Raw genomic sequence first — 18,981 nt, forward strand, 5'->3', positions numbered from 1 at the left:
TGCCTTTTTATTCAAGATAAGAAAGCATATAAAACGGTTGATCTCCGTTCCAGGCGCTTCGCTTGCCTGCGGGCGGTCCGTGAGCCTCCTCACTTCGTTGCGGGGTCTCACCTGTCCCTTCCTCCCGCGGGCGTCTACGCGCCTTCCACTCCAATCAACTGAGGGTTCATAGTACTCAATCTGCTTTAGACGCCCATCTTTCTTCTGGTGTTGCTTGGTTTTTTCGTTTGCTGGCTTTTCATTTTTTGTGTTCCTTGTGCTCCGTTGAAGTTGCCTTTACCGCCTGCTGCCTGCTTCTTTTTGTTTTCCAATTGCTTTTTCATCGCTTCTTGCAGACTGATCTTCTTTGGTTCATTGCTTTCTGTCATATAGCTTCCTCCTAATGGTCCATATTAGTAAATTTAGTATAAACCATTTCTGCATAGAAAGGTAATAAGAATTTACTGGGTTTCTATAGAAAGAATTATATTTTGAAAATAGAGAATGTATTTAATTCAATAATTATTGTTGAAACTATCTTAGTATAGTGATAAAGTTATAAAAGTATTATATAACACTTGTGGATTTAACTAACTGGTCTGTAATAACAACAGTATCAGTAATAAAAGTATTTAATAGGAAAACTTTAAAGCTTTTCTATTAAATATTTTTATTGGAAACAAATATTGGAAGCGTTACCAATATTACGAGTGTATCGACTACTACAGAAAAGGTGTGAACAGCATGATAGACACAATTATTGAATGGAGTAATGAAATTCTTTGGTCATATGTTTTAATTGCACTATTGGTTGGCCTTGGAATCTATTTTTCTTTGAAATCAAAATTTGTTCAGTTTACACAGTTGGGTGAGATGCTTCGGTTATTAAAAGAGAGCCCAACTTCAAATGAAGCCAAAAAGAGAGTTTCATCTTTTGGAGCATTCTGTATCAGTGCGGCAACTAGAATAGGAACAGGTAACCTTGCTGGTGTGGCGATTGCCATCTCGCTTGGGGGACCTGGTGCAGTATTTTGGATGTGGGTGGTTGCCCTATTTGGTGCATCCCTAAGCTTTATTGAGAGTACACTTGCACAGGTTTATAAAGTTAAGGACAAGAGCGGCTTTAAAGGTGGTCCTGCCTATTATATGCAAAAGGCAATGGGAGCACGTTGGATGGGAGTTCTATTCGCTGTCTTGATCACTTTTTGCTTCGGGTTGGCATTTACATCTGTCCAAGCGAACACTATTACCGTTGCATTTAACGAAGCCTTTGGAGTGAATCGATTAGTGCTCGGATTAGTTCTAACAGCAATTGTAGCGATGGTTATCTTTGGAGGAGTAAAAAGAATTGCCAAGGTATCACAAGTCGTTGTACCGGTTATGGCTGTTTCTTATTTATTGCTGGCGCTATATGTCATCGCAATTAACATTGGAGAAATTCCAGGACTGATTGGTGTCATCGTTTCAAGTGCCTTTGGACTGAACGAAGCGGTAGCCGGTGGGATCGGTGCTGCCATCATGAATGGTGTAAAACGCGGCCTGTTCTCCAATGAAGCAGGTATGGGTAGTGCTCCGGTTGCAGCGGCAACTGCTGACGTAAGTCATCCTGCCAAACAAGGTTTCATCCAAACCCTTGGGGTATTTGTTGATACTATCTTAATTTGTAGTGCAACAGCCTTCATCATTCTGCTTGCAGGGATTCCTGGCGGGGAAGAGATGGAAGGTATTCAATTGACTCAAGTGGCACTAGCTGAACATGTTGGACCTTGGGCAAGTATTTTTATCGCTATCGCCATTTTGTTATTCTGCTTTAGTTCGATTATTGGAAACTATTATTATGGAGAATCCAATATTGAATTTATCAAAGAAAGCAAAACAGCCATCATGATTTTCCGCTTTGCGGTCCTTGGAATGACGGTCTTTGGTTCTGTTGCAAGCTTGAGCATGGTTTGGAACATGGCGGATTTATTCATGGCATTGATGGCTATCACCAACCTTGTAGCATTGGCGTTTATCGGGAAAATTGCTCTTGCTGTTTTGAAGGATTATTTGAAGCAGCGTAAAGAAGGCAAAGATCCTGTATTCTATGCGAGTAATATTAAGGGGTTAGAGAATACAGAGTGCTGGGAAGATGAGCCCGGAAATGTTGAAGAAAAAGGTGCGTAAAAGGAATATGTTACATGTAGCTGCGGGATCTAGGTGATCCTGTGGCTTTTTTCTTGTTTAGGAAATTATTAATTGTGGAAAAGTCTTCATGCTAATTCTTCATCGCCGTGATGAAGACCTCTGCGACGAGGAAAAGGAGAAGAGAAGTCCTCATCGCCGTGATGAAGACCTCCGTGACAAGGAAAAAGGAGGAAGGAGGTCCTCATCGCCGGTATGAAGACCTCAGTGACAAGGAAAAAGGAGGAGGGAGGTCCTCATGGTCAGTATGAAGACCTCAGTGACGAGGAAAAAGGAGTAGAGAAGTCCTCATCCCTGTTATGAAGACCTCAGTGACGAGGAAAAAGGAGAAGAGAAGTCCTCATCCCTGTTATGAAGACCTCATTGACAAGGAAAAAGGAGTAGAGAAGTCGTCATCCCCATGATGAAGACCTCAGTGACAAGGAAATAAAACAAGAGAAGCCTTCATCTATACGAACAAGCGACCTTAAAACTCATGATATACTTATATTAATTTAAAGTTATCAGATTTATTTCAATAAGAAGGTGAACGTAAATGCTCTATCAATCTAGGAAACCTAACCCTGTTTTAGCTCCATGGGTGGAGTCTTATTGGCAGGTTCAATTGGATGCAGGACCAACTCCTAAGAGTGAAACCATTCTCCCCAATGGAAAAATAGAAATGATATTTGCCTTAGATGGAAACTACACCGTGGTAAACCGCCAAACCAATAAAGTCCACCAGGCATGGTTATCTGGTATACAGCATGAACCTTTACATATTTCATATAAGGGAAAGTCGAACCTATTCGGGATAAGGTTTCATACATACGGTCTTTTTCCTTTTTTACGCATTCCTGTTAACGAGACGGTAAACGTGGTGGAGCCATTAATAGATGTTACAGGAAAATTGTATGAACAGCTGTATGAAAGTATCTCTCAAGCCAACTCTACGGGAGAGGTATTCTCTATTCTAGACCTGTTTTTAGTAAGGAATTTGGATAATGATAAAGTAAAACAGTTTAAACTGATGAGTGAGATAACGCGACAGCTTAATGTCCTGCCAGAACAACCGATCTCTCAACTTGCGGACAGGATGGGTATTTCGCAACGCCATTTGGGGAGGATCTGCCATGATCATATGGGAGTCACTCCTAAATTGCTGGCAAGGATATTCCGATTTGAAAAGTCGTTCAGCTATCTCTATTCACAAAAAGATGAGGAGGATTTCAAGGCGCTAATTGACCTGGGATTCTATGATCAATCACATTTTATTAAAGAATTTAAAAGGTTTTCGGGAATGACTCCAGAAGAATATAAGAAGAGAGCAGTAGAGTCTAACAATTTTTTATAGAATGTCCGTTTTTTACAATCCTTAAATACTCCATTCTTCTATCATAAGTGGGTAGGGAGGTGAGTGATGTGGAGATGCAAAGTATTTTGGAGGGCATCAACTACTGGGCTGTGCTGATTTCGGCTCTATCAGCTTTTCTTATTGGCGGGCTTTGGTATTCCGTTCTTTTCGGAAAGGCTTGGATGGAGATACATAAGTTTACAGAAGACGAATTAAAAAAGTCAGCAGGTAGAGTGTTTGGCGGTGCGTTTGTTTTGGCAATTATCATTTCTTTTTCATTAGCCATGTTTATCGGCCCAGAAAGCACCGGTAGTTTTGGATTGTTTGCTGGTTTTATGGCAGGTGCTTTTTACGTTTCGGCAGCTTTGGGTATCACGTATCTTTTTGAGCGCAAACCGTTGAAACTGTTTTTAATTGATGCAGGATATCATATCGTAACTTTTACATTGATGGGATGGATTCTTGGAACATGGTCATGAATAATTATTGAAATGGGGATGAAAAGATGGAAGAAGTGTTATTTAAGCAAATGCAGTTTGTCCGAAAGAGAACCATTGCGGCTCTTGATGCCACTACGGAAAAACTTGCAGATGAGATGCCGGGAAATGTGAAAAACTCAATCAGATGGAATTTGGGACATATTTTCGTTTCACAAGATACTTTGCTCTATCCATTCATTGGAGAGGAACACAATGCACCAAAGGATTATGTTGACATGTTTGCAATAGGGTCAAGCCCTCATCAATGGAAGGTAGAGCCTCCTACCTTGAAAGAAATTAGGAACTATTTAGTGGAACAGCCTATTCGTATTCAAAGAGACTTTGCAGGAAAGCTGGAAGAAAGAATACAAAAGCCATTCAAATTGGGAGATTATGAGCTTACAACACTTGGTGAGCTGCTGAGCTTTGCCATATGGCATGAGGGGTTGCATCAAGGTACAATTAATACAATCAAGCGGGCAGTCGGGACAAAGGACCTTTGGAGTAAAGTGACAGAAGAAAATCAGCTTGTATAAAAGAATGTTAAAATTGGTGTGGCTAATATAGTCACACCTTATTCTAATTTTTTCTCAGTAATGGTATCAATCTAGAAATAAGTGTGATAAAATATCTTTAATTCAAGATATTTTAATTTAAAGTAATTAAGGAGGCACCTATATATGAACCACTTCCATCGAAGTCCTACCACTTATGTGCAGGATGTCATGATAAAGGTAGAAAATCTTCAACGTTCCATTGAGTTTTATACAACAATAATTGGTTTTCAACTATTAAAGCAAACAGAATCCCAAGCGGTATTCTCGGCAACTGGCCAGTCGCCATTGTTGACTATAGTTCAACCAAAGGATATTAAACCGAAACAGCAACGCACGACCGGTCTTTATCATTTTGCTCTTCTCTTGCCATCACGAGCAGATCTTGGTAGCATCATGCATCATTTTATCGCCAAGGGTGTCCGTCTCCAAGGGGCTTCAGATCACCTTGTAAGTGAGGCATTGTATTTGGCGGATCCAGATGGAAACGGGATTGAAATTTATAGGGACCGTCCGGCTGAGGAATGGAATTGGAATGGATCAGAAGTGGAGATGGCATCGATAGCACTTGATGTGGAAGGCTTGTTAAAAGAGGGTCAAGATACCAAATGGGATGGTCTACCTCATGAAACAGTCATGGGACATATACACCTTCACGTTTCTGAACTAAAAGATACCGAGCAGTTTTATACAGAAGGGCTCGGGTTTGAAGTTGTCACTCGCTATGGGGCCCAAGTTTTGTTCATTTCAACGGAACGTTATCATCATCATATCGGGCTGAATACATGGAATGGAGTTGGAGCACCTGCACCTGAAGGGAATTCCGTAGGTCTTGTATGGTTCTCATTGGTGTATTCAAGTGAAGAAAAGAAGCTGGCTGCAGTTGATAGGCTAAAGTCATTAGGCTATAAAGTTGAGGTATCTGATAGCGAATATTTAGCAAAGGATCCTTCAGGCAATAAGATAAAACTCGTTTAAACAGACTTCTAAAAGAGTCTGTTTTTTTCTATGTCGTATAAATTTTGGAAGCAGAACACATCTTATGATTAACTACGCGTATAATGGGAGTTTTCTATGAAGGAACATAACATACAGCTGACAACGCCGGAGATTGCGGCATTATGGACAACATACATACAGAACAGTGCAACGATTTGCTTTTATAAGCACTTTCTTCAACAGTTGGAAGACTCGGAGATTGAGCGGATTGTTAAGGAGTCATTGTACTTAGAAGAAAGATACAATGAAGAAATTGAAAAGATTTTTTTGAAGGAAGGCTTTCCGGTGCCAGATGGATTTTCCGATAAAGATGTCAATCTGGAAGCTCCTCCCTTATATACAGATCTCTTTGCACTAAGTTTTGCCTATAGGGTCGGGCAGATGACAGTACCCTATTATGCTTCGGTTTTGACAAAGATAGCAAGAGGCGATGTGGTTGCCTTTTTCAGCGAATGTTTAAAAACTTCAACCAAACATTACAGGAATGCACTTGATTTGATGCTTGCGAAAGGGATATATGACAGACCACCCAAAGTCCCCTATCCGAAAAATGTTACATACATTAAAGAGCAGCAGACAATCCTTGGTTCTTGGTTTGGTGACAAAAGGCCCCTGAATGTGATGGAACTTGGAGAAATATTTTATGTGATTGAGCGTAACTATATTGGGATGGTCATGTTATTGGGACTAATTCAAGTCATGAGGGACCGGGAGATCAAGGAATATTTAAAAGAAGGGAAGAAACTTGCGCAAAAACAGGTGGAAGTCTTCAATAAAGTTCTGAAAGATGAGGATCATTTAGGAAATGTTCCTGTTAGTCTTGAGGTAACAGATTCTACCGTGTCTCCGTTCTCTGATAGGTTGATCTTGTTTTTGATCACGACCACAAGTTCAGCTGGATTATACTTGCTTGCATATGCCATGTCCACTGCGATGAGGAAAGACCTTGCCATGCACTATTCCACCATTATGTTGGATGTAGCCAAATATGGGGAGGACGGACTGGAGATGCTGATAAGACGCGGCTGGATGGAACAGCCTCCGCAATCAGTGGACCGAGAAAAGCTGCAAGAATAAAGAGGCTGAAGGTCATACTGGGACCTTCAGCTCCTTCTGGAAAAAATATAGCTCATCAGCAAGCTTAAAACCAGCCTTCTGATATAGCCGTATTGCTTGGTTATTGGTTGAATTTACACATAGCCTGAGTTCGTCGATTTCTTTGAATGAAAAGATCCAAGAAACCGCCCCTTTTAAAAGTTCTGTACCGATGCTTTGTCCCCGAAAACGCACATCCACTGCAAAAAACTCGATGCTGGCTTCCGAAAATTCAGGTTCTACTTCTACATAAATGTACCCTGCAAATTTGTTTTCTCTCATATAATAAAATACTTTCCGGTGTTCATTAATCCGGTTTATAATTTGTTCTCCATTATAGTATGTATCAGGAAAGGCCAGGTTGTGCAGGCGGATCATCTCACTGTTGGATTGCTCTGTGAGGAAGGGTAGCTTAGATGCTTGTGAGGCAGAAAAGTCGTTTCGTCTCATAATCAAAATAGCTTGTTCGCTTTGTTTTGAGAAGTTGAAATTAGCTGCGGTTATGACTGCTGTTTCATTCTCCTTGTTAGGGAACATGCAAAGTTTTTCCACCTCTGAAGGGAGAAGTTGCAGCATTTCCTTGACTAAACATATTGCTTGATCTTGGTGATTAGCTTCTATAAACGGCCCCCATACTTCTGCAGACTTTTGCTCAAAATCAGCATCAAATCCAGCTACCCCAACCAATGTATCTTCCTTATAGGCTAAAACGAAGGCTTTTTCAAACGGTACATCTGTAAGTTCATTTTGCAAGTAGCTTAAGATTTCCTGTTGTTGTTTGCCACAATATCCGATATGACTACTTGGCTGACCATTGAGTTTTGCGATAAAAGTTGCCACTTCTTCCATTAAATCACTGGAAGGACAAGAGATTACAGGTTCTTTCATTCCACCACTCCCAATTAAAAAATCCCAGAGTGTGCACTCCTCTGGGACTTGTTTGATTATTTAAAATTATAACACAAAAAATTAACGATTTATGAGGTTTCGTACCCCTCTATAGATTAAGGCAAGTGAGAATACTAGAACAGTCACGACGCCAAGAATAGTAGTAATCGGCTCAAGAGCAGCAAACGTTCCAGTCATTGGTACTCTAAGAAGCGCAAAACCTGCTAGCATGGCAGCGAAAAACAGAATAATTCTTTCCATATAACACCCTCCTTTCCCTTTGCTAACACTATATGTGTATAGGCTTAAACTTGTCAGCGCTTTCAATAATTTTTCTTCTCATTGAACATTGTTCAGTTATGTAATAGGAATAATAGGGTAAAAAGATAAAAAGAGACAGATGAGTGGGAGTGAGGAAATGGAGGATATTAAAGATTCAGTCAAGGAATCTTTTCTGGCAATTTTACCAGTATCAGCGGTAATCATTTTACTTCAGATTTTTTTAATAGGACTTCCTCTTGAGAAGTTCCTTTTATTCTTAATAGGACTATTAATGGTGACCTTTGGATTGATGTTCTTCCTCATGGGTGTGAACATAGGACTTTTACCTGTTGGGGACATGATTGGAAAGGCCCTTCCAAAACCAAAAAAGAAGTGGTTAATCATCGTTGTCGGGCTATTGTTGGGTACCGCCGTCACTGTGGCAGAACCTGATGTAAGGGTGCTGGCAACGCAGGTGGATGAAGTATCGGAGGGGAAAATCACCTCGACTGTATTGATTCTTTCCGTAGCTCTTGGAGTTGGGATATTCGTGGCGCTGGCGATGGTAAGAACTATCTATAAGATTAAACTGCCTTACCTTATAATGCCTGCGTATTTGCTTGTTTTTCTTCTAGCATTCTTTACTCCTGAGACATTTGTTCCGATTTCATTTGATGCTGGAGGTGTGACGACAGGTCCGCTTACTGTCCCGTTTATCCTTGCTTTGGGAGTCGGTGTTGCGTCTGTGATGAGAAAGGATGAATCATCGAGTGAAGGCTTTGGATTGGTTGCACTGGCGTCCATTGGACCAATACTTGCAGTACTGCTATTGGGGGTGATTTATCAATGATTCACGATATTTTTAAGGGATTTGGAGGACTGCTTCTTGAGGTAACCTTCGCGTTAGTGCCGTTATTAGTCTTTTTCCTCGTTTTTCAATTCATTTTCTTGAAACTCAACTGGGATAAACTCAAGAAAATATTGCTTGGTTTCGGATTTTCCTACATAGGACTGGTCTTATTCCTTCAAGGCGTGCACATCGGTTTTATGCCAGTTGGAGAAAAAATGGGGGAGAGTCTTGGCGAAATGACTCATTCGTGGATATTAATACCGATTGGCTTTGTTCTTGGCTTTGTCGCTACGATAGCAGAGCCTGCTGTAAGAGTACTGAATAAAGAGGTCTCCGATGTCACGGAAGGATATATCTCCAAGAAGGCGATGCTTCTGACACTGTCTGTTGGAGTAGGGGTAGCGATAGCTTTGTCCATGCTCCGTATTCAGTTCAATTTTTCCATCTGGTATTACCTCATACCAGGCTACCTTATCGCATTTATCCTTCTGTTTTTTACCAAAAAAATATTCGTCAGTATTGCCTTTGATTCCGGAGGAGTTGCTACAGGACCTATGACGGTTACCTTTATTCTTTCCATGGCGGTAGGGGTTGCATCTGTAACAGAGGGAAGTGATCCCCTGACTGATGGCTTTGGAATGATTGCACTTGTAGCACTTGCTCCCATCATTTCAGTTCTTGTGTTAGGTATTATTTATAAAAAAGAAGTGGAAGAGAACGGATAGAAGAGGCATGTGGATAAATAAATGGAGCTGAAATCGACTAGTTGATTTCAGCTCCATTTTCTATTTAGTTTATTTCAAGTGGTCGTAAACTTGCTTCGATTTCTTCTCTTTTTGGTTCTAAAAAAGGTGGGAGAGCAAGCTTTTCTCCCATTGTTTCTAGCGGCTCGTCTGCACTGAATCCAGGAGTATCAGTGGATAGTTCAAAAAGAATACCATTAGGCTCTCTGAAGTAGAGTGCCTTAAAATAATATCTTTCTACTTCTCCTGAGTTCGGGAGGCGGGTTTCTCTCACTCGTTGTACCCACTTTTGAAACTCTTCTTGGTTTGGAACCCGGAATGCTACATGATGTACGCCGCCTCGACCTATTTTTTCAGCTGGAAGATCTAGCCTTGTTTCAATATGCACTTCTGCTCCCGCACCGCCTTCTCCAGTTGAGTATACTTCGATGGCAGGGAATTCCCCTTTAAGGGAAGGATAGGACCCTTTAAATTGAAACCCAAGCACATTGGTTAAGATGCTTGTGGTCGGCAGGGCAGATTTAACTGTCAACGTTACAGGTCCAAGTCCAATAATGGCATGCTCCTTTGGGATGTCATTCTTTTCCCAAGGAACCCCAGCTAAAACACCTCTTTCTCCGTTGTCAGCCACTAATAATAACTTTGTTCCATCGTAATCTTCAAATGCCAAAGTGTCTCTGTCTGCCCGCTTTTTTATTTCTTCTTGTTTTATGTTAAATGTCCGGAATCTCTGCTGCCAAAAACGTAGTGACTCGGTGGTGGCCACACGTAAAGAAGTAGAAGAAATGCTTGAAACTCCTTCATGGGTCCTGCCTAAGCCGGGAATATCGAAAAAGGTAATCTCGGTTCCTGGATTTCCTTCTGCGTCACCATAAAATAAATGATAGGAGGAGGTATTATCTTGATTTACGGTCTTTTTAACAAGTCGCATCCCAAGAACCTCTGTGAAAAATTGATAATTTTTTTCTGCTTTAGCTGTTAATATAGAAACGTGGTGTAAACCTAATAATTCCATAGGTATCACTCCTACTAAGAATTTAACTCAAATTAAAATATCTCGAATTCAAGATAATTATATCATGCCTTTTTAACTTCCGCAATACCAATAAATTATTAGAAAAATACAAAATTTTTATGTGATTTTCTGCTTTTTTATTGCTAAATTCTCCATTTCAAAATATATTTATAATATATATATGTAGGAGAGTGATGAGAACTTGGATAGTATACCCTATGACTCGATAATTTTATTAGGGGCATTGTTAATATTATCAGGATATTTTTCGGCATCTGAAACGGCTATTACGAGCGTCAACAAAGTGCGGCTTCGTAATCAGGCAGACAACAATGCAAGAGCAAAACGCTCATTAAACATGGCAGAAAACTTTGATCAAAGTGTTTCTACAATCCTAATAGGTAATAATATTGTCAACATTGCAATGGCAGCAATAGCAACTAATATTGCCACTCAGTTATATGGGAGCAATGGCAGCACACTTGCGATCACGACAGCAATTATTACGATAGTAGTCCTTGTTTTTGGGGAGATTTTGCCGAAATCTTTAGCTAAACAATATGCAGAAAAATATTTACTTTTAATATCTGCTTCTTTAATGACAGTCATGAAACTCTTTTATCCGATTACATGGTTGTTCGTCCAGCTGAAAGTAGGGATCAAAAAACTCCTTGGAGCAGATAAGGAGGAACCTACCGTTACAGAAGAAGATGTAATTGCGATGGTTGAGATCGGAGAAGAAGAAGGGACTTTTCTCACACAAGAACGAGAATTGCTGCATAATGCCATAGCGTTTGATGATATCGTCGTGAAAGATATCCTTACGCCAAGGCCAGATGTAGTGGCCATCTCAGAGGATACGTCTATTGAAGAAATTAAAGACATTTTTATAAAAGAACAATATTCACGCTTACCTTTATATGAAGGATCCATCGACAACATTACTGGAGTTATTTCACATAGAGATTTCTTTGCCCAATATGTTCAGAATCCTAACTTTTCATTAAAAGAAATTGCACGCAGTCCGTTTTTTGTCATCGGATCTGCCAAAATATCTAATCTCCTTAAAGAGCTGCAGACTTCACAAAATCATTTGGCCATTGTGCTTGATGAATACGGTGGAACCGCGGGTATTATCTCGATTGAAGATATTATTGAAGAGATTGTCGGGGAAATATGGGATGAGCATGATGAAAACGAAAACTTGGTGGAAGTACTCGATGAATTGAAGTTTCGTATGGATGGGCGTCTCCCTGTAGAAGAATTTACGGAGTTGCTACAACTTGAAGTAGCCGAATCCACCGCTAACACGCTAGGTGGCTGGATTTCAGATATGCTTGGCTATCTTCCGAAAAAGGGAGAAAGAGTGGAATGCGAAAGCTTCGTCATTCACATAGAAGAAGTGAAAAAGCATCGAATTCAAAAAGTAGTTGTGGAAAAAAATGTTGATTTCGTTTTTTCTGCATAACGTATTAAAGTCCTGGCATATTGCCAGGGCTTTTTATGTTTTTAAATCCTATCAAAAAGGGAATACCCAAATGGAAACAATACCATTATCTGTCGCTTTAAAACCAACACTTTTGAGGGAAATTAAGGCATGCTCAATATTAAGGAAAGAGGAATGTAAACTTGGTCTATTTATTATTTATCATCAGTGTAATTGTAACGGTTGGGGTTGCTGTTAAGCTTTCTCAATATGCGGATATCATCAGCAAAAAATCAATGAAAGGTGGAGCATTCCTGGGAGCTGCACTGCTTGGAGGAGCTACATCCCTGCCGGAAATCACGACAAGTTATACCGCAGCCATTATCAACAACCCAGATCTTATCCTAGGTAACATTCTCGGAAGCAACCTTTTTAATATGCTGACTTTGGCTTTCATTAATATCTACTTTATCAAGAAGAGAATCTTCCAACATAAAACGAAGGAGCATGTTTTTACAGCGCTAGTAGGTTTGATTCTTTCCATTTATCTTTTGGTAGGTCTTCATATAAAATCAGGATTTCAAGTGTTCGGGATTGGATTGGATTCGATTCTGTTGTTAGCTGGATATGTGCTTGGAATGATCTTTCTTTCTAAACTAGAGGTCCCGGAAGTCCAAGAAGCTCCACTAAATACGACCAAGGCAAAAAAGGAAATCGATTACTCATCCATCTCGATGAAACGGACTGTCTCATTCTTTATACTTAGCTGCTTTCTTATCATGGTGTTTGGTACAATCTTAACTGTGACTGGAGACAGGATCGGGGAACTCACAGGTTTGGGTTCAAGCTTTGTTGGGATGTTTATGATAGCCATCACAACCTCGTTGCCAGAAGTGGTAAGTTGTATCGTTGCAGTCCGTCTTGGGAATCCAGGGCTAGCGATTGGAAGTGTGTTGGGAAGTAACCTTTTCAACTTATTTGTACTTGGCAGTTCAGATATTTTTTACAGAGGTGGGCTGTTACTCTCATCGGTAGAGTTGTTCCATTATATATCCACGATTACCCTGATTATCATGAACCTGATCGTCTTATATACCATGCTGCATCGAACGAAAGTGAAGCAAGCACCGAGCTATCTCATCATATCGTTAGCAATCATTGCGCTATATGTGGCAAACAGCATCTATTTGTTTGTTAGTCCTTAACCTAAGCTATCCATGAATATGGGTAGCTTTCTGTGTATGGTTTTTATATAATTCAAAGCAGAACGTTTAGGAAGTGATACATAATGTTAAAAAAGAAAATTGGTTTTATCGGTAGTGGAAAGATGGCTGAGGCCATAATTGGTGGACTTGTAAAATCAGAGCTAGTACCTGCAAACCAGATATTCGCCAGTGCAAAAACAAATGAAACGGTAGAGAAAATTGCAAATAAGTACGCGATTGAAACTACTATCCAAAACAGGGAAGTAGCTGCTAGAGCAGACATGCTGATCTTGGCTGTAAAACCAGATCTGCATAAAGAGGTAATTGAAGAAATTGTGGACGTTGTTAAAAGCGATACGGTCGTGATTACCATTGCGGCTGGTATAACGTTGGAGTTTCTTGAGTCGGCTTTCGGGAAAAAATTAAAAGCAGTGCGTGTGATGCCGAACACACCATCTTTAGTAGGGGAAGGCATGAGTGCGATTTGTGCAAATGAGGCAGTGAATGGTGAGGAACTACAAGATGTGATCCGTCTTTTTGAAAGCTTTGGTAAAGCGGAGGTGCTGCCTGAAAAGCTGATGGATGCTGTACCTGCTGTTAGTGGTTCTTCTCCAGCCTATGTGTATATGTTCATTGAGGCTTTAGCTGATGGAGCGGTGCAACAAGGGATTTCTCGTGATCAGGCATATACAATGGCAGCCCAGGCTGTTCTAGGGGCAGCGAAGATGGTGCTGGAAACGGGTAAGCATCCGGGGGAATTAAAGGATAATGTGTGTACACCTGGTGGTGCTACGATTGAGGCTGTAACGACATTGGAAAAGCATGGATTCCGGTCTGCAGTGGTGTCTGCAATGGAAGCATGTACGGAGAAGTCTAAAAAACTGAAAGATAGCAAATGAGAAAAACTGTTTATAACATAAAACAATAGTTAGTTGTAGAACGCCGCTGTTCCTTTCCGCAAATGGCTGCGCTTTCCACGGGGCGACCTTGAGCCTCCTCGGCAAGCCTGCGGGGTCTCAACATTGCCGCTACTCCCCCGTAGGAGTCTTCGCCATTTGCTCCAATCCACAGCTAGGAATTACGTGAAAGAAATGTTAGTGCTTTTACAGTTAACTAAGTTAAATGCCTCTTCACAAACTTTTAGGTGAACACAGTAACCTTGTTGATTGGAGTGGAAGGCGCGCAGAGGACAGCGGGAGGAAGGGACAGGTGAGACCCCGGAGGCGCAAGCCGAGGAGGCTCACGGACCGCCCTCAGGCAAGCGAAGCGCCTGGAACGGAAATCAACAGTATACTATACTTTCTTATCTCTAAAAACAACCCCACTCAAAACAAGGTGTAGTGGGGTTGTTGCTTATTCAAATAACTCGAGAAACTCTCCATAACCTTCTGCTTCGAGTTGTTCTTTTGGAACAAAGCGGAGGGCGGCGGAGTTCATGCAATATCTTAGGCCTGTTGGTTCAGGGCCGTCATCAAAAACATGCCCCAGGTGTGCGTTGCCTAATTTGCTGCGAATTTCAGTCCGTACTGAGAAAAAACTTCGGTCTTCAAGCTCCACTATATTTTCTGGAACTAAAGGCTTTGTGAAACTTGGCCATCCAGTGCCAGAATCATATTTATCGGTAGAGCTGAACAACGCCTCCCCAGAAATTAAATCCACATAAATGCCTTCTCCTTCAAAATCCCAATACTCATTATTAAACGGTTCTTCTGTGCCATCTTCCTGTGTGACATAATATTGTTCAGCAGTTAAAACGGAACGTAATTCATCTTTGGATAAATGGAGAAGGGTTGTGCCATCATCCTCTACTTGTGGAGTTATATTGCGGTCATCTCCCCAAGCCTTATCGAGAAAATCGTCACGTCCTGAGTTGTCTCGGTAAAAGTCGTAGCGGACCGGATTTTTAAGATAATAGTCCTGATGATAGTCTTCTGCAATATAGAAGGTTTCTGCTGCCTTAATTTCTGTCACGATTGGCTGATCAAAACGCCCAGACGCATCAAGCTCTTCTTTTGATTTTTCGGCGAGTTGCTTTTGATCTTCGCTATGATAGAAGATTCCCGATTGATAAGGTGTTCCTCTATCGACAAATTGTCCTTTGTCATCAGTTGGATCGACTTGTCTCCAGAAAACGTCCAATAAGGTTTCATAATTTATGACATCGGGATTATAACTAACAATGACAGCCTCCACATGACCTGTCTCTCCAGTTGTTACCTCATTGTAGGCTGGGTTTTCCACGTTTCCACCGGTATAGCCTGAAACAACCTCGTACACACCAGGAAGCTTTTCAAATGGCGGTTCCATACACCAGAAGCAGCCGCCTGCGAATGTGGCATAGGCAATATTTTCATTTTCCTCAAACTCATAAGGCATACTGCCGACTGATTTTTGTGTTACAGTTGCATACATTTTGGGTATAAAAAAGTAGGCGGCAAGGCAAGCGATTACAAGAAGTAAACCCCAGAATTTTTTACTCATCACAGACTCCTTTAATTTGTCGTTATTCCAATTATAACGTAAGCCTTTCACAGACCTCTACAAATGATATGCTTCTTCAAATTTTTCCATGTTTTGATTTCGTGTACAATCTATATTACTATTATAATAGATTTGATTGAAAATCATCTTCAACAATGGAGGACTTCAATGAATATATTCTTAACTGGTGCTACTGGATTTTTAGGGGGAAGGCTGATTCGCAACCTCTTGGAAGGAGAGCATACAGTCTATATATTAGCTAGAAACACCAAAAAAGCGATCGCATTAAAGGAAGACTTGCCACTTTCCCTGCAAGATAGGGTTACCATCCTAAACGGGGATATTGTTAAACCGAAATTCGGTTTTTCTTCCGAGCAATTAGCTGCTCTTACTAATAAAATTGATATTTTCTATCATCTTGCAGCTTTAGTGAAATTTGATCATCATCTACGAGATACACTTATGGAAATGAATTATCAAGGAACGAAACACGCCTTAGAAGTTGCTGCATCAATTGGAGTCAAAAAATTTATCCATGTGAGCACTGCTTATACGGTGGGAGTATCCAATTCAGGTAAGGAAGAACTTTATAATCTTCAACAGGACTTCAACAATCCATACGAGGAAAGCAAGTCTCTTGCAGAACATGAAGTAATGAAATACAAGGGTGAAATGGATGTTTCCATTTTTAGACCTGCCATCATTGTTGGAGATTCTAAGACTGGTGAAGCGGACTCAAACTTTACTCTTTATGGATTTATGAGAGGCCTCGAGCTTTTTAAACGTAAACTGGAACGCAAGAGTTATGAGGAAAAAGTTCACCTGGTCGGTTCCAAAGACGGTACATCCAATCTGGTACCTGTTGATTATGTAGCCGATATTTTAACAATTGCAGCTCAAAAAGCGGAAAAGAACACAATCTACAATGTTACAAATCCTGCACCGCCGACCAATAGGGAAATACTTGAAACGATAAAAGCACACCTGAATTTCCGATCACTTGGCATCTATGAGAAAGGTGCAAGCTTTTCCTTAACGCCAGTGGAGCTACAGTTAAATAGTTTGATAGATGTTTTTGGTCCATATCTAGATCGCAGTATTTCATTTGCGGATCGTAATACACAAAGACTTTTAAAAGATAGCCCTATCGCTCATTTGAATATGACGAAGGAGATATTGGAAATTATCATCCGTGCCTATTTTGAACCAGAAAAGGAAAAGGTGGAAATATAATAAAGTTGCAAGGAAGGAGTGGTGGCCGTTGTATAGGCTTTCACTCTTTTTTTGTTTATAATAAGTGGGACACACCTTCCTTCTTATTTGGGAGGGGGAATTAAGCAGGTGAGAGTATGGTGGTAAAAAATATTTTAGCAGTTATATTAGGAGGAGCAATTGGTACTATTCTGAGGTATGCGGTTACTTTAGCCACTGATGACTTTGCTTTTCCAGTCGGAACACTTTTGGTAAATCTCGTAGGAAGTTTTGTTTTGGGGGCTTTTACAGGGTGGATCATGCGTAGAAAAGTAAAGGAATATATGAAGGTTGGATTTGGAACTGGCTTGTGTGGCGGTTTTACGACGATGTCTACCTTGGCAGCTGATGTCTTTATGTTAGAGGCACAGTCTACCATTTTCATTACTACTATCTATTTATTCTCGTCCATTGTTGGTGGACTTTTATTAGCTTTCCTTGGGCTTATATTTGGACATTCATTATCTAAAAAACATTTAGCTTCTGGTTTAAGAAGTTAGGGAGGTTAGTATGAGTCAAGCTGGCATGATTTTTTTACTTGCAGTTGGTGGAGGGGGCGGGGCCTTGTGCAGATATTCGCTTGGATTGGCTGTTATGAAAAAGTTTCCCACCCCTCGCATCCCAGTAGCAATGATTATAGTTAATATCATAGGATCTTTTGGGTTAGGGTCACTATATGGGACCATTAATGATAACGACGCACTGTTTGCTCTTCTTGGATTTGGTTTCTTTGGTGCATTTACGACTTTTTCAACATTTAGTGTGGAAGCTGTACAGTTGGTCATAGATAAAAAATATCAACACGTCATAGTCTATCTAAGCTTAAGCATTTGCGGCTCCATTATGGGATTTCTACTAGGTTATTATATAATTTAAAAAAGGAAAACTCGTTAAGATGCAACGGGTTTTCCCTTTTTAGTTTGTACGGATAACATTTCTGGTGACGAGGTTACTTTTTTTTACTTGTGCAGGTAATGTGAGAACAAGGCACTTTTTAAACAACTGATTCTTAAAATGAAGATCCCCGCCATGAGCCAGCAAAATCGTATAAGCGGAATAGAGAGGGGTATGTTCTTCATTTGTACGGATTTCTTGTAACTGAAGTAATGTTTTTATAGGGTCTTTCTCAGCTTTCCCATCTTTCATCACTAGCTCGAATATTACTTCTGTTCGCTGCAGGTAGTGATTAAGCTGGAGACTTTTCATTGAACCGTCGTCTGATTGGATGCAAAATTTAATTATGGTTGAGATAGCTTCTGCAAGTAGATTCAAGTTTCCATTTATCCTTAAGTTACGTTCGCTGTTGATCTGAAAATCCAGGTGATGACTATTCGCATACATTTGGATGTCTGCTGAAACCAGGTCAAGTAATTCCTTCGAGGATAGTGCCTTGGAAGTGAAAGTTTCTGTCTTTGCGAGTTTAATATAGGAATCAATGATCTTTTCAGCGCGATTTAGCTCCGTCAAAATGATGGGGACATATTCCTTATTGGCCCTGTTGTGTTCTGCTCCAAGCAATTGTGTAAATCCTTTCACCATGGTTAACGGTTGTTGAAACTCTCTTGCAACTTCATCAGCAATGGTGTTGATATGGTAGAGTTTTTTCATTTTTTTATATTGATTTTGTAACTGATCTAATCCACAAAAATACTCAACTAAGCAGAATAGTAGCAGGGTAGTGCCAACAAACACGATACTTGTGCTAATTGTACTCATTATCTCCATGCCTAAAATTACAAAAGTAATGGAATGTAATAAGGCTCCAATCACGGCAATTGTTGATATTAATAAGTATTTTATAGAGTTTGGATACAACCTCCATTTCGTCTGTACGAATAAAGGCAAGACAGAGAGAAATGGGATAAGAAAATAAGCATGCAAATAGTTAATGGAAGACGGGAAAATCAAGGGATAAATAAATAAAGCAATGACCGTCAATATTCCAGCCAAATATCCACCATACAATATGGACATGATAACCGGAATGCCACTTAAGTAAAAAGGGGTGTCATTTGCTGTAAGTATAGGAAATGTCGAACACATAAGTGCTGAAATGGTACAATAAAAAAAGGCTGCAAGTTGACGGATAAACTCCGAAGGCTTACCAGTTCGTTTATGTACCAAAGTGTAGTATAGAAGAAGAGGGACGACCAAAAAGAACAGTTGTAATAAAATATCTTTCAAAAAGTTCATTACGAGACCCCTTACCTAGATGCATTATGTACTATATTCATTTAC

20 protein-coding genes are annotated in these 18,981 nt (G+C 40.3%); 14 read left to right on the plus strand and 6 right to left on the minus strand.

Annotated features, from left to right (window positions below; translation table 11 throughout):
* Positions 1 to 185: 185 nt before the first annotated feature.
* On the minus strand, positions 186 to 368 hold the full coding sequence (locus tag K7887_RS05400; protein WP_010198405.1) for a hypothetical protein: 183 nt from the start codon (positions 366 to 368) through the stop codon (positions 186 to 188).
* A 355-nt stretch (positions 369 to 723) separates the two neighbouring features.
* Here K7887_RS05400 and K7887_RS05405 point away from each other — a divergent pair, with 355 nt between their 5' ends.
* From K7887_RS05405 to K7887_RS05430, 6 genes are all read left to right on the plus strand, one after another.
* Positions 724 to 2,145: an alanine/glycine:cation symporter family protein gene (locus K7887_RS05405; protein ID WP_223492531.1), complete on the plus strand. Its 1,422-nt coding sequence runs from the start codon at positions 724 to 726 to the stop codon at positions 2,143 to 2,145.
* A gap of 553 nt (positions 2,146 to 2,698) precedes the next feature.
* Positions 2,699 to 3,496: an AraC family transcriptional regulator gene (locus tag K7887_RS05410; RefSeq protein ID WP_223492532.1), complete on the plus strand. Its 798-nt coding sequence runs from the start codon at positions 2,699 to 2,701 to the stop codon at positions 3,494 to 3,496.
* A gap of 74 nt (positions 3,497 to 3,570) precedes the next feature.
* A complete protein-coding gene (locus tag K7887_RS05415; RefSeq protein WP_223493584.1) occupies positions 3,571 to 3,975 on the plus strand; it encodes a DUF1761 domain-containing protein in 405 nt (134 codons plus the stop codon).
* A 26-nt stretch (positions 3,976 to 4,001) separates the two neighbouring features.
* Positions 4,002 to 4,511, plus strand: coding sequence for a DinB family protein (locus K7887_RS05420; RefSeq protein ID WP_223492533.1), 510 nt, complete (start codon positions 4,002 to 4,004; stop codon positions 4,509 to 4,511).
* Between the two features lie 144 nt (positions 4,512 to 4,655).
* A complete protein-coding gene (locus K7887_RS05425; RefSeq protein ID WP_223492534.1) occupies positions 4,656 to 5,507 on the plus strand; it encodes a VOC family protein in 852 nt (283 codons plus the stop codon).
* Positions 5,508 to 5,603: 96 nt separating this feature from the next.
* The gene (locus K7887_RS05430; RefSeq protein WP_223492535.1) at positions 5,604 to 6,605 is read left to right on the plus strand and encodes a DUF3231 family protein; all 1,002 of its coding nucleotides are present in this window, start codon (positions 5,604 to 5,606) and stop codon (positions 6,603 to 6,605) included.
* Positions 6,606 to 6,617: 12 nt separating this feature from the next.
* On the opposite strand, the gene K7887_RS05435 is transcribed toward K7887_RS05430, so the two are convergent.
* Both K7887_RS05435 and K7887_RS05440 read right to left on the minus strand, forming a co-directional pair.
* Positions 6,618 to 7,511, minus strand: a complete 894-nt coding sequence (locus tag K7887_RS05435) for a GNAT family N-acetyltransferase (protein ID WP_223492536.1) — start codon at positions 7,509 to 7,511, stop codon at positions 6,618 to 6,620.
* A gap of 81 nt (positions 7,512 to 7,592) precedes the next feature.
* Positions 7,593 to 7,772, minus strand: a complete 180-nt coding sequence (locus K7887_RS05440; RefSeq protein ID WP_010198417.1) for a hypothetical protein — start codon at positions 7,770 to 7,772, stop codon at positions 7,593 to 7,595.
* Positions 7,773 to 7,929: 157 nt separating this feature from the next.
* On the opposite strand from K7887_RS05440, the gene K7887_RS05445 reads away from it, so the two are divergent.
* The gene (locus tag K7887_RS05445; RefSeq protein WP_223492537.1) at positions 7,930 to 8,622 is read left to right on the plus strand and encodes a DUF1538 domain-containing protein; all 693 of its coding nucleotides are present in this window, start codon (positions 7,930 to 7,932) and stop codon (positions 8,620 to 8,622) included.
* Positions 8,619 to 9,347, plus strand: coding sequence for a DUF1538 domain-containing protein (locus tag K7887_RS05450; RefSeq protein ID WP_223492538.1), 729 nt, complete (start codon positions 8,619 to 8,621; stop codon positions 9,345 to 9,347). The genes K7887_RS05445 and K7887_RS05450 overlap by 4 nt, the downstream gene beginning before the upstream one ends.
* Before the next feature lie 64 nt (positions 9,348 to 9,411).
* Here K7887_RS05450 and K7887_RS05455 read toward each other — a convergent pair whose 3' ends face one another.
* Positions 9,412 to 10,380: a ring-cleaving dioxygenase gene (locus K7887_RS05455; protein WP_223492539.1), complete on the minus strand. Its 969-nt coding sequence runs from the start codon at positions 10,378 to 10,380 to the stop codon at positions 9,412 to 9,414.
* 202 nt (positions 10,381 to 10,582) lie between these two features.
* Here K7887_RS05455 and K7887_RS05460 point away from each other — a divergent pair, with 202 nt between their 5' ends.
* From K7887_RS05460 to proC, 3 genes are all read left to right on the plus strand, one after another.
* Positions 10,583 to 11,848 (plus strand): hemolysin family protein, encoded by a 1,266-nt coding sequence (locus K7887_RS05460; RefSeq protein ID WP_223492540.1) that lies wholly within the window; start codon positions 10,583 to 10,585, stop codon positions 11,846 to 11,848.
* Positions 11,849 to 12,009: 161 nt separating this feature from the next.
* The gene (locus tag K7887_RS05465) at positions 12,010 to 13,011 is read left to right on the plus strand and encodes a sodium:calcium antiporter (protein ID WP_223492541.1); all 1,002 of its coding nucleotides are present in this window, start codon (positions 12,010 to 12,012) and stop codon (positions 13,009 to 13,011) included.
* Positions 13,012 to 13,094: 83 nt separating this feature from the next.
* A complete protein-coding gene (gene proC, locus K7887_RS05470; protein ID WP_223492542.1) occupies positions 13,095 to 13,910 on the plus strand; it encodes a pyrroline-5-carboxylate reductase in 816 nt (271 codons plus the stop codon).
* A 454-nt stretch (positions 13,911 to 14,364) separates the two neighbouring features.
* Here the strand turns inward: proC and msrA are convergent, their stop codons facing one another.
* Complete coding sequence (gene msrA, locus K7887_RS05475) at positions 14,365 to 15,492, minus strand: peptide-methionine (S)-S-oxide reductase MsrA (RefSeq protein ID WP_223492543.1); 1,128 nt, start codon at positions 15,490 to 15,492, stop codon at positions 14,365 to 14,367.
* Positions 15,493 to 15,660: 168 nt separating this feature from the next.
* Between msrA and K7887_RS05480 the strand changes: the two genes are divergently transcribed.
* The 3 genes from K7887_RS05480 (at position 15,661) to K7887_RS05490 (ending at position 17,619) form a co-directional block, all read left to right on the plus strand.
* Positions 15,661 to 16,725: an SDR family oxidoreductase gene (locus K7887_RS05480; protein ID WP_223492544.1), complete on the plus strand. Its 1,065-nt coding sequence runs from the start codon at positions 15,661 to 15,663 to the stop codon at positions 16,723 to 16,725.
* A 116-nt stretch (positions 16,726 to 16,841) separates the two neighbouring features.
* Positions 16,842 to 17,243: a FluC/FEX family fluoride channel gene (locus K7887_RS05485; RefSeq protein WP_223492545.1), complete on the plus strand. Its 402-nt coding sequence runs from the start codon at positions 16,842 to 16,844 to the stop codon at positions 17,241 to 17,243.
* A gap of 10 nt (positions 17,244 to 17,253) precedes the next feature.
* Positions 17,254 to 17,619 (plus strand): CrcB family protein, encoded by a 366-nt coding sequence (locus K7887_RS05490; RefSeq protein ID WP_223492546.1) that lies wholly within the window; start codon positions 17,254 to 17,256, stop codon positions 17,617 to 17,619.
* A gap of 39 nt (positions 17,620 to 17,658) precedes the next feature.
* On the opposite strand, the gene K7887_RS05495 is transcribed toward K7887_RS05490, so the two are convergent.
* The gene (locus K7887_RS05495) at positions 17,659 to 18,936 is read right to left on the minus strand and encodes a histidine kinase dimerization/phospho-acceptor domain-containing protein (RefSeq protein ID WP_223492547.1); all 1,278 of its coding nucleotides are present in this window, start codon (positions 18,934 to 18,936) and stop codon (positions 17,659 to 17,661) included.
* Between the last annotated feature and the right edge of the window lie 45 nt (positions 18,937 to 18,981).

The sequence above is a fragment of the Sutcliffiella horikoshii genome, assembly GCF_019931755.1.
Taxonomy (GTDB): Bacteria; Bacillota; Bacilli; order Bacillales; family Bacillaceae_I; genus Sutcliffiella_A; species Sutcliffiella_A horikoshii_E.

Coding starts and splice junctions, on each gene's coding strand:
- K7887_RS05400 (WP_010198405.1), bottom strand. CDS start 368: ATGACAGAAAGCAATGAACCAAAGAAGATCAGTCTGCAAGAAGCGATG.
- K7887_RS05405 (WP_223492531.1), top strand. CDS start 724: ATGATAGACACAATTATTGAATGGAGTAATGAAATTCTTTGGTCATAT.
- K7887_RS05410 (WP_223492532.1), top strand. CDS start 2,699: ATGCTCTATCAATCTAGGAAACCTAACCCTGTTTTAGCTCCATGGGTG.
- K7887_RS05415 (WP_223493584.1), top strand. CDS start 3,571: ATGCAAAGTATTTTGGAGGGCATCAACTACTGGGCTGTGCTGATTTCG.
- K7887_RS05420 (WP_223492533.1), top strand. CDS start 4,002: ATGGAAGAAGTGTTATTTAAGCAAATGCAGTTTGTCCGAAAGAGAACC.
- K7887_RS05425 (WP_223492534.1), top strand. CDS start 4,656: ATGAACCACTTCCATCGAAGTCCTACCACTTATGTGCAGGATGTCATG.
- K7887_RS05430 (WP_223492535.1), top strand. CDS start 5,604: ATGAAGGAACATAACATACAGCTGACAACGCCGGAGATTGCGGCATTA.
- K7887_RS05435 (WP_223492536.1), bottom strand. CDS start 7,511: ATGAAAGAACCTGTAATCTCTTGTCCTTCCAGTGATTTAATGGAAGAA.
- K7887_RS05440 (WP_010198417.1), bottom strand. CDS start 7,772: ATGGAAAGAATTATTCTGTTTTTCGCTGCCATGCTAGCAGGTTTTGCG.
- K7887_RS05445 (WP_223492537.1), top strand. CDS start 7,930: ATGGAGGATATTAAAGATTCAGTCAAGGAATCTTTTCTGGCAATTTTA.
- K7887_RS05450 (WP_223492538.1), top strand. CDS start 8,619: ATGATTCACGATATTTTTAAGGGATTTGGAGGACTGCTTCTTGAGGTA.
- K7887_RS05455 (WP_223492539.1), bottom strand. CDS start 10,380: ATGGAATTATTAGGTTTACACCACGTTTCTATATTAACAGCTAAAGCA.
- proC (WP_223492542.1), top strand. CDS start 13,095: ATGTTAAAAAAGAAAATTGGTTTTATCGGTAGTGGAAAGATGGCTGAG.
- msrA (WP_223492543.1), bottom strand. CDS start 15,492: ATGAGTAAAAAATTCTGGGGTTTACTTCTTGTAATCGCTTGCCTTGCC.
- K7887_RS05480 (WP_223492544.1), top strand. CDS start 15,661: ATGAATATATTCTTAACTGGTGCTACTGGATTTTTAGGGGGAAGGCTG.
- K7887_RS05485 (WP_223492545.1), top strand. CDS start 16,842: ATGGTGGTAAAAAATATTTTAGCAGTTATATTAGGAGGAGCAATTGGT.
- K7887_RS05490 (WP_223492546.1), top strand. CDS start 17,254: ATGAGTCAAGCTGGCATGATTTTTTTACTTGCAGTTGGTGGAGGGGGC.
- K7887_RS05495 (WP_223492547.1), bottom strand. CDS start 18,936: ATGAACTTTTTGAAAGATATTTTATTACAACTGTTCTTTTTGGTCGTC.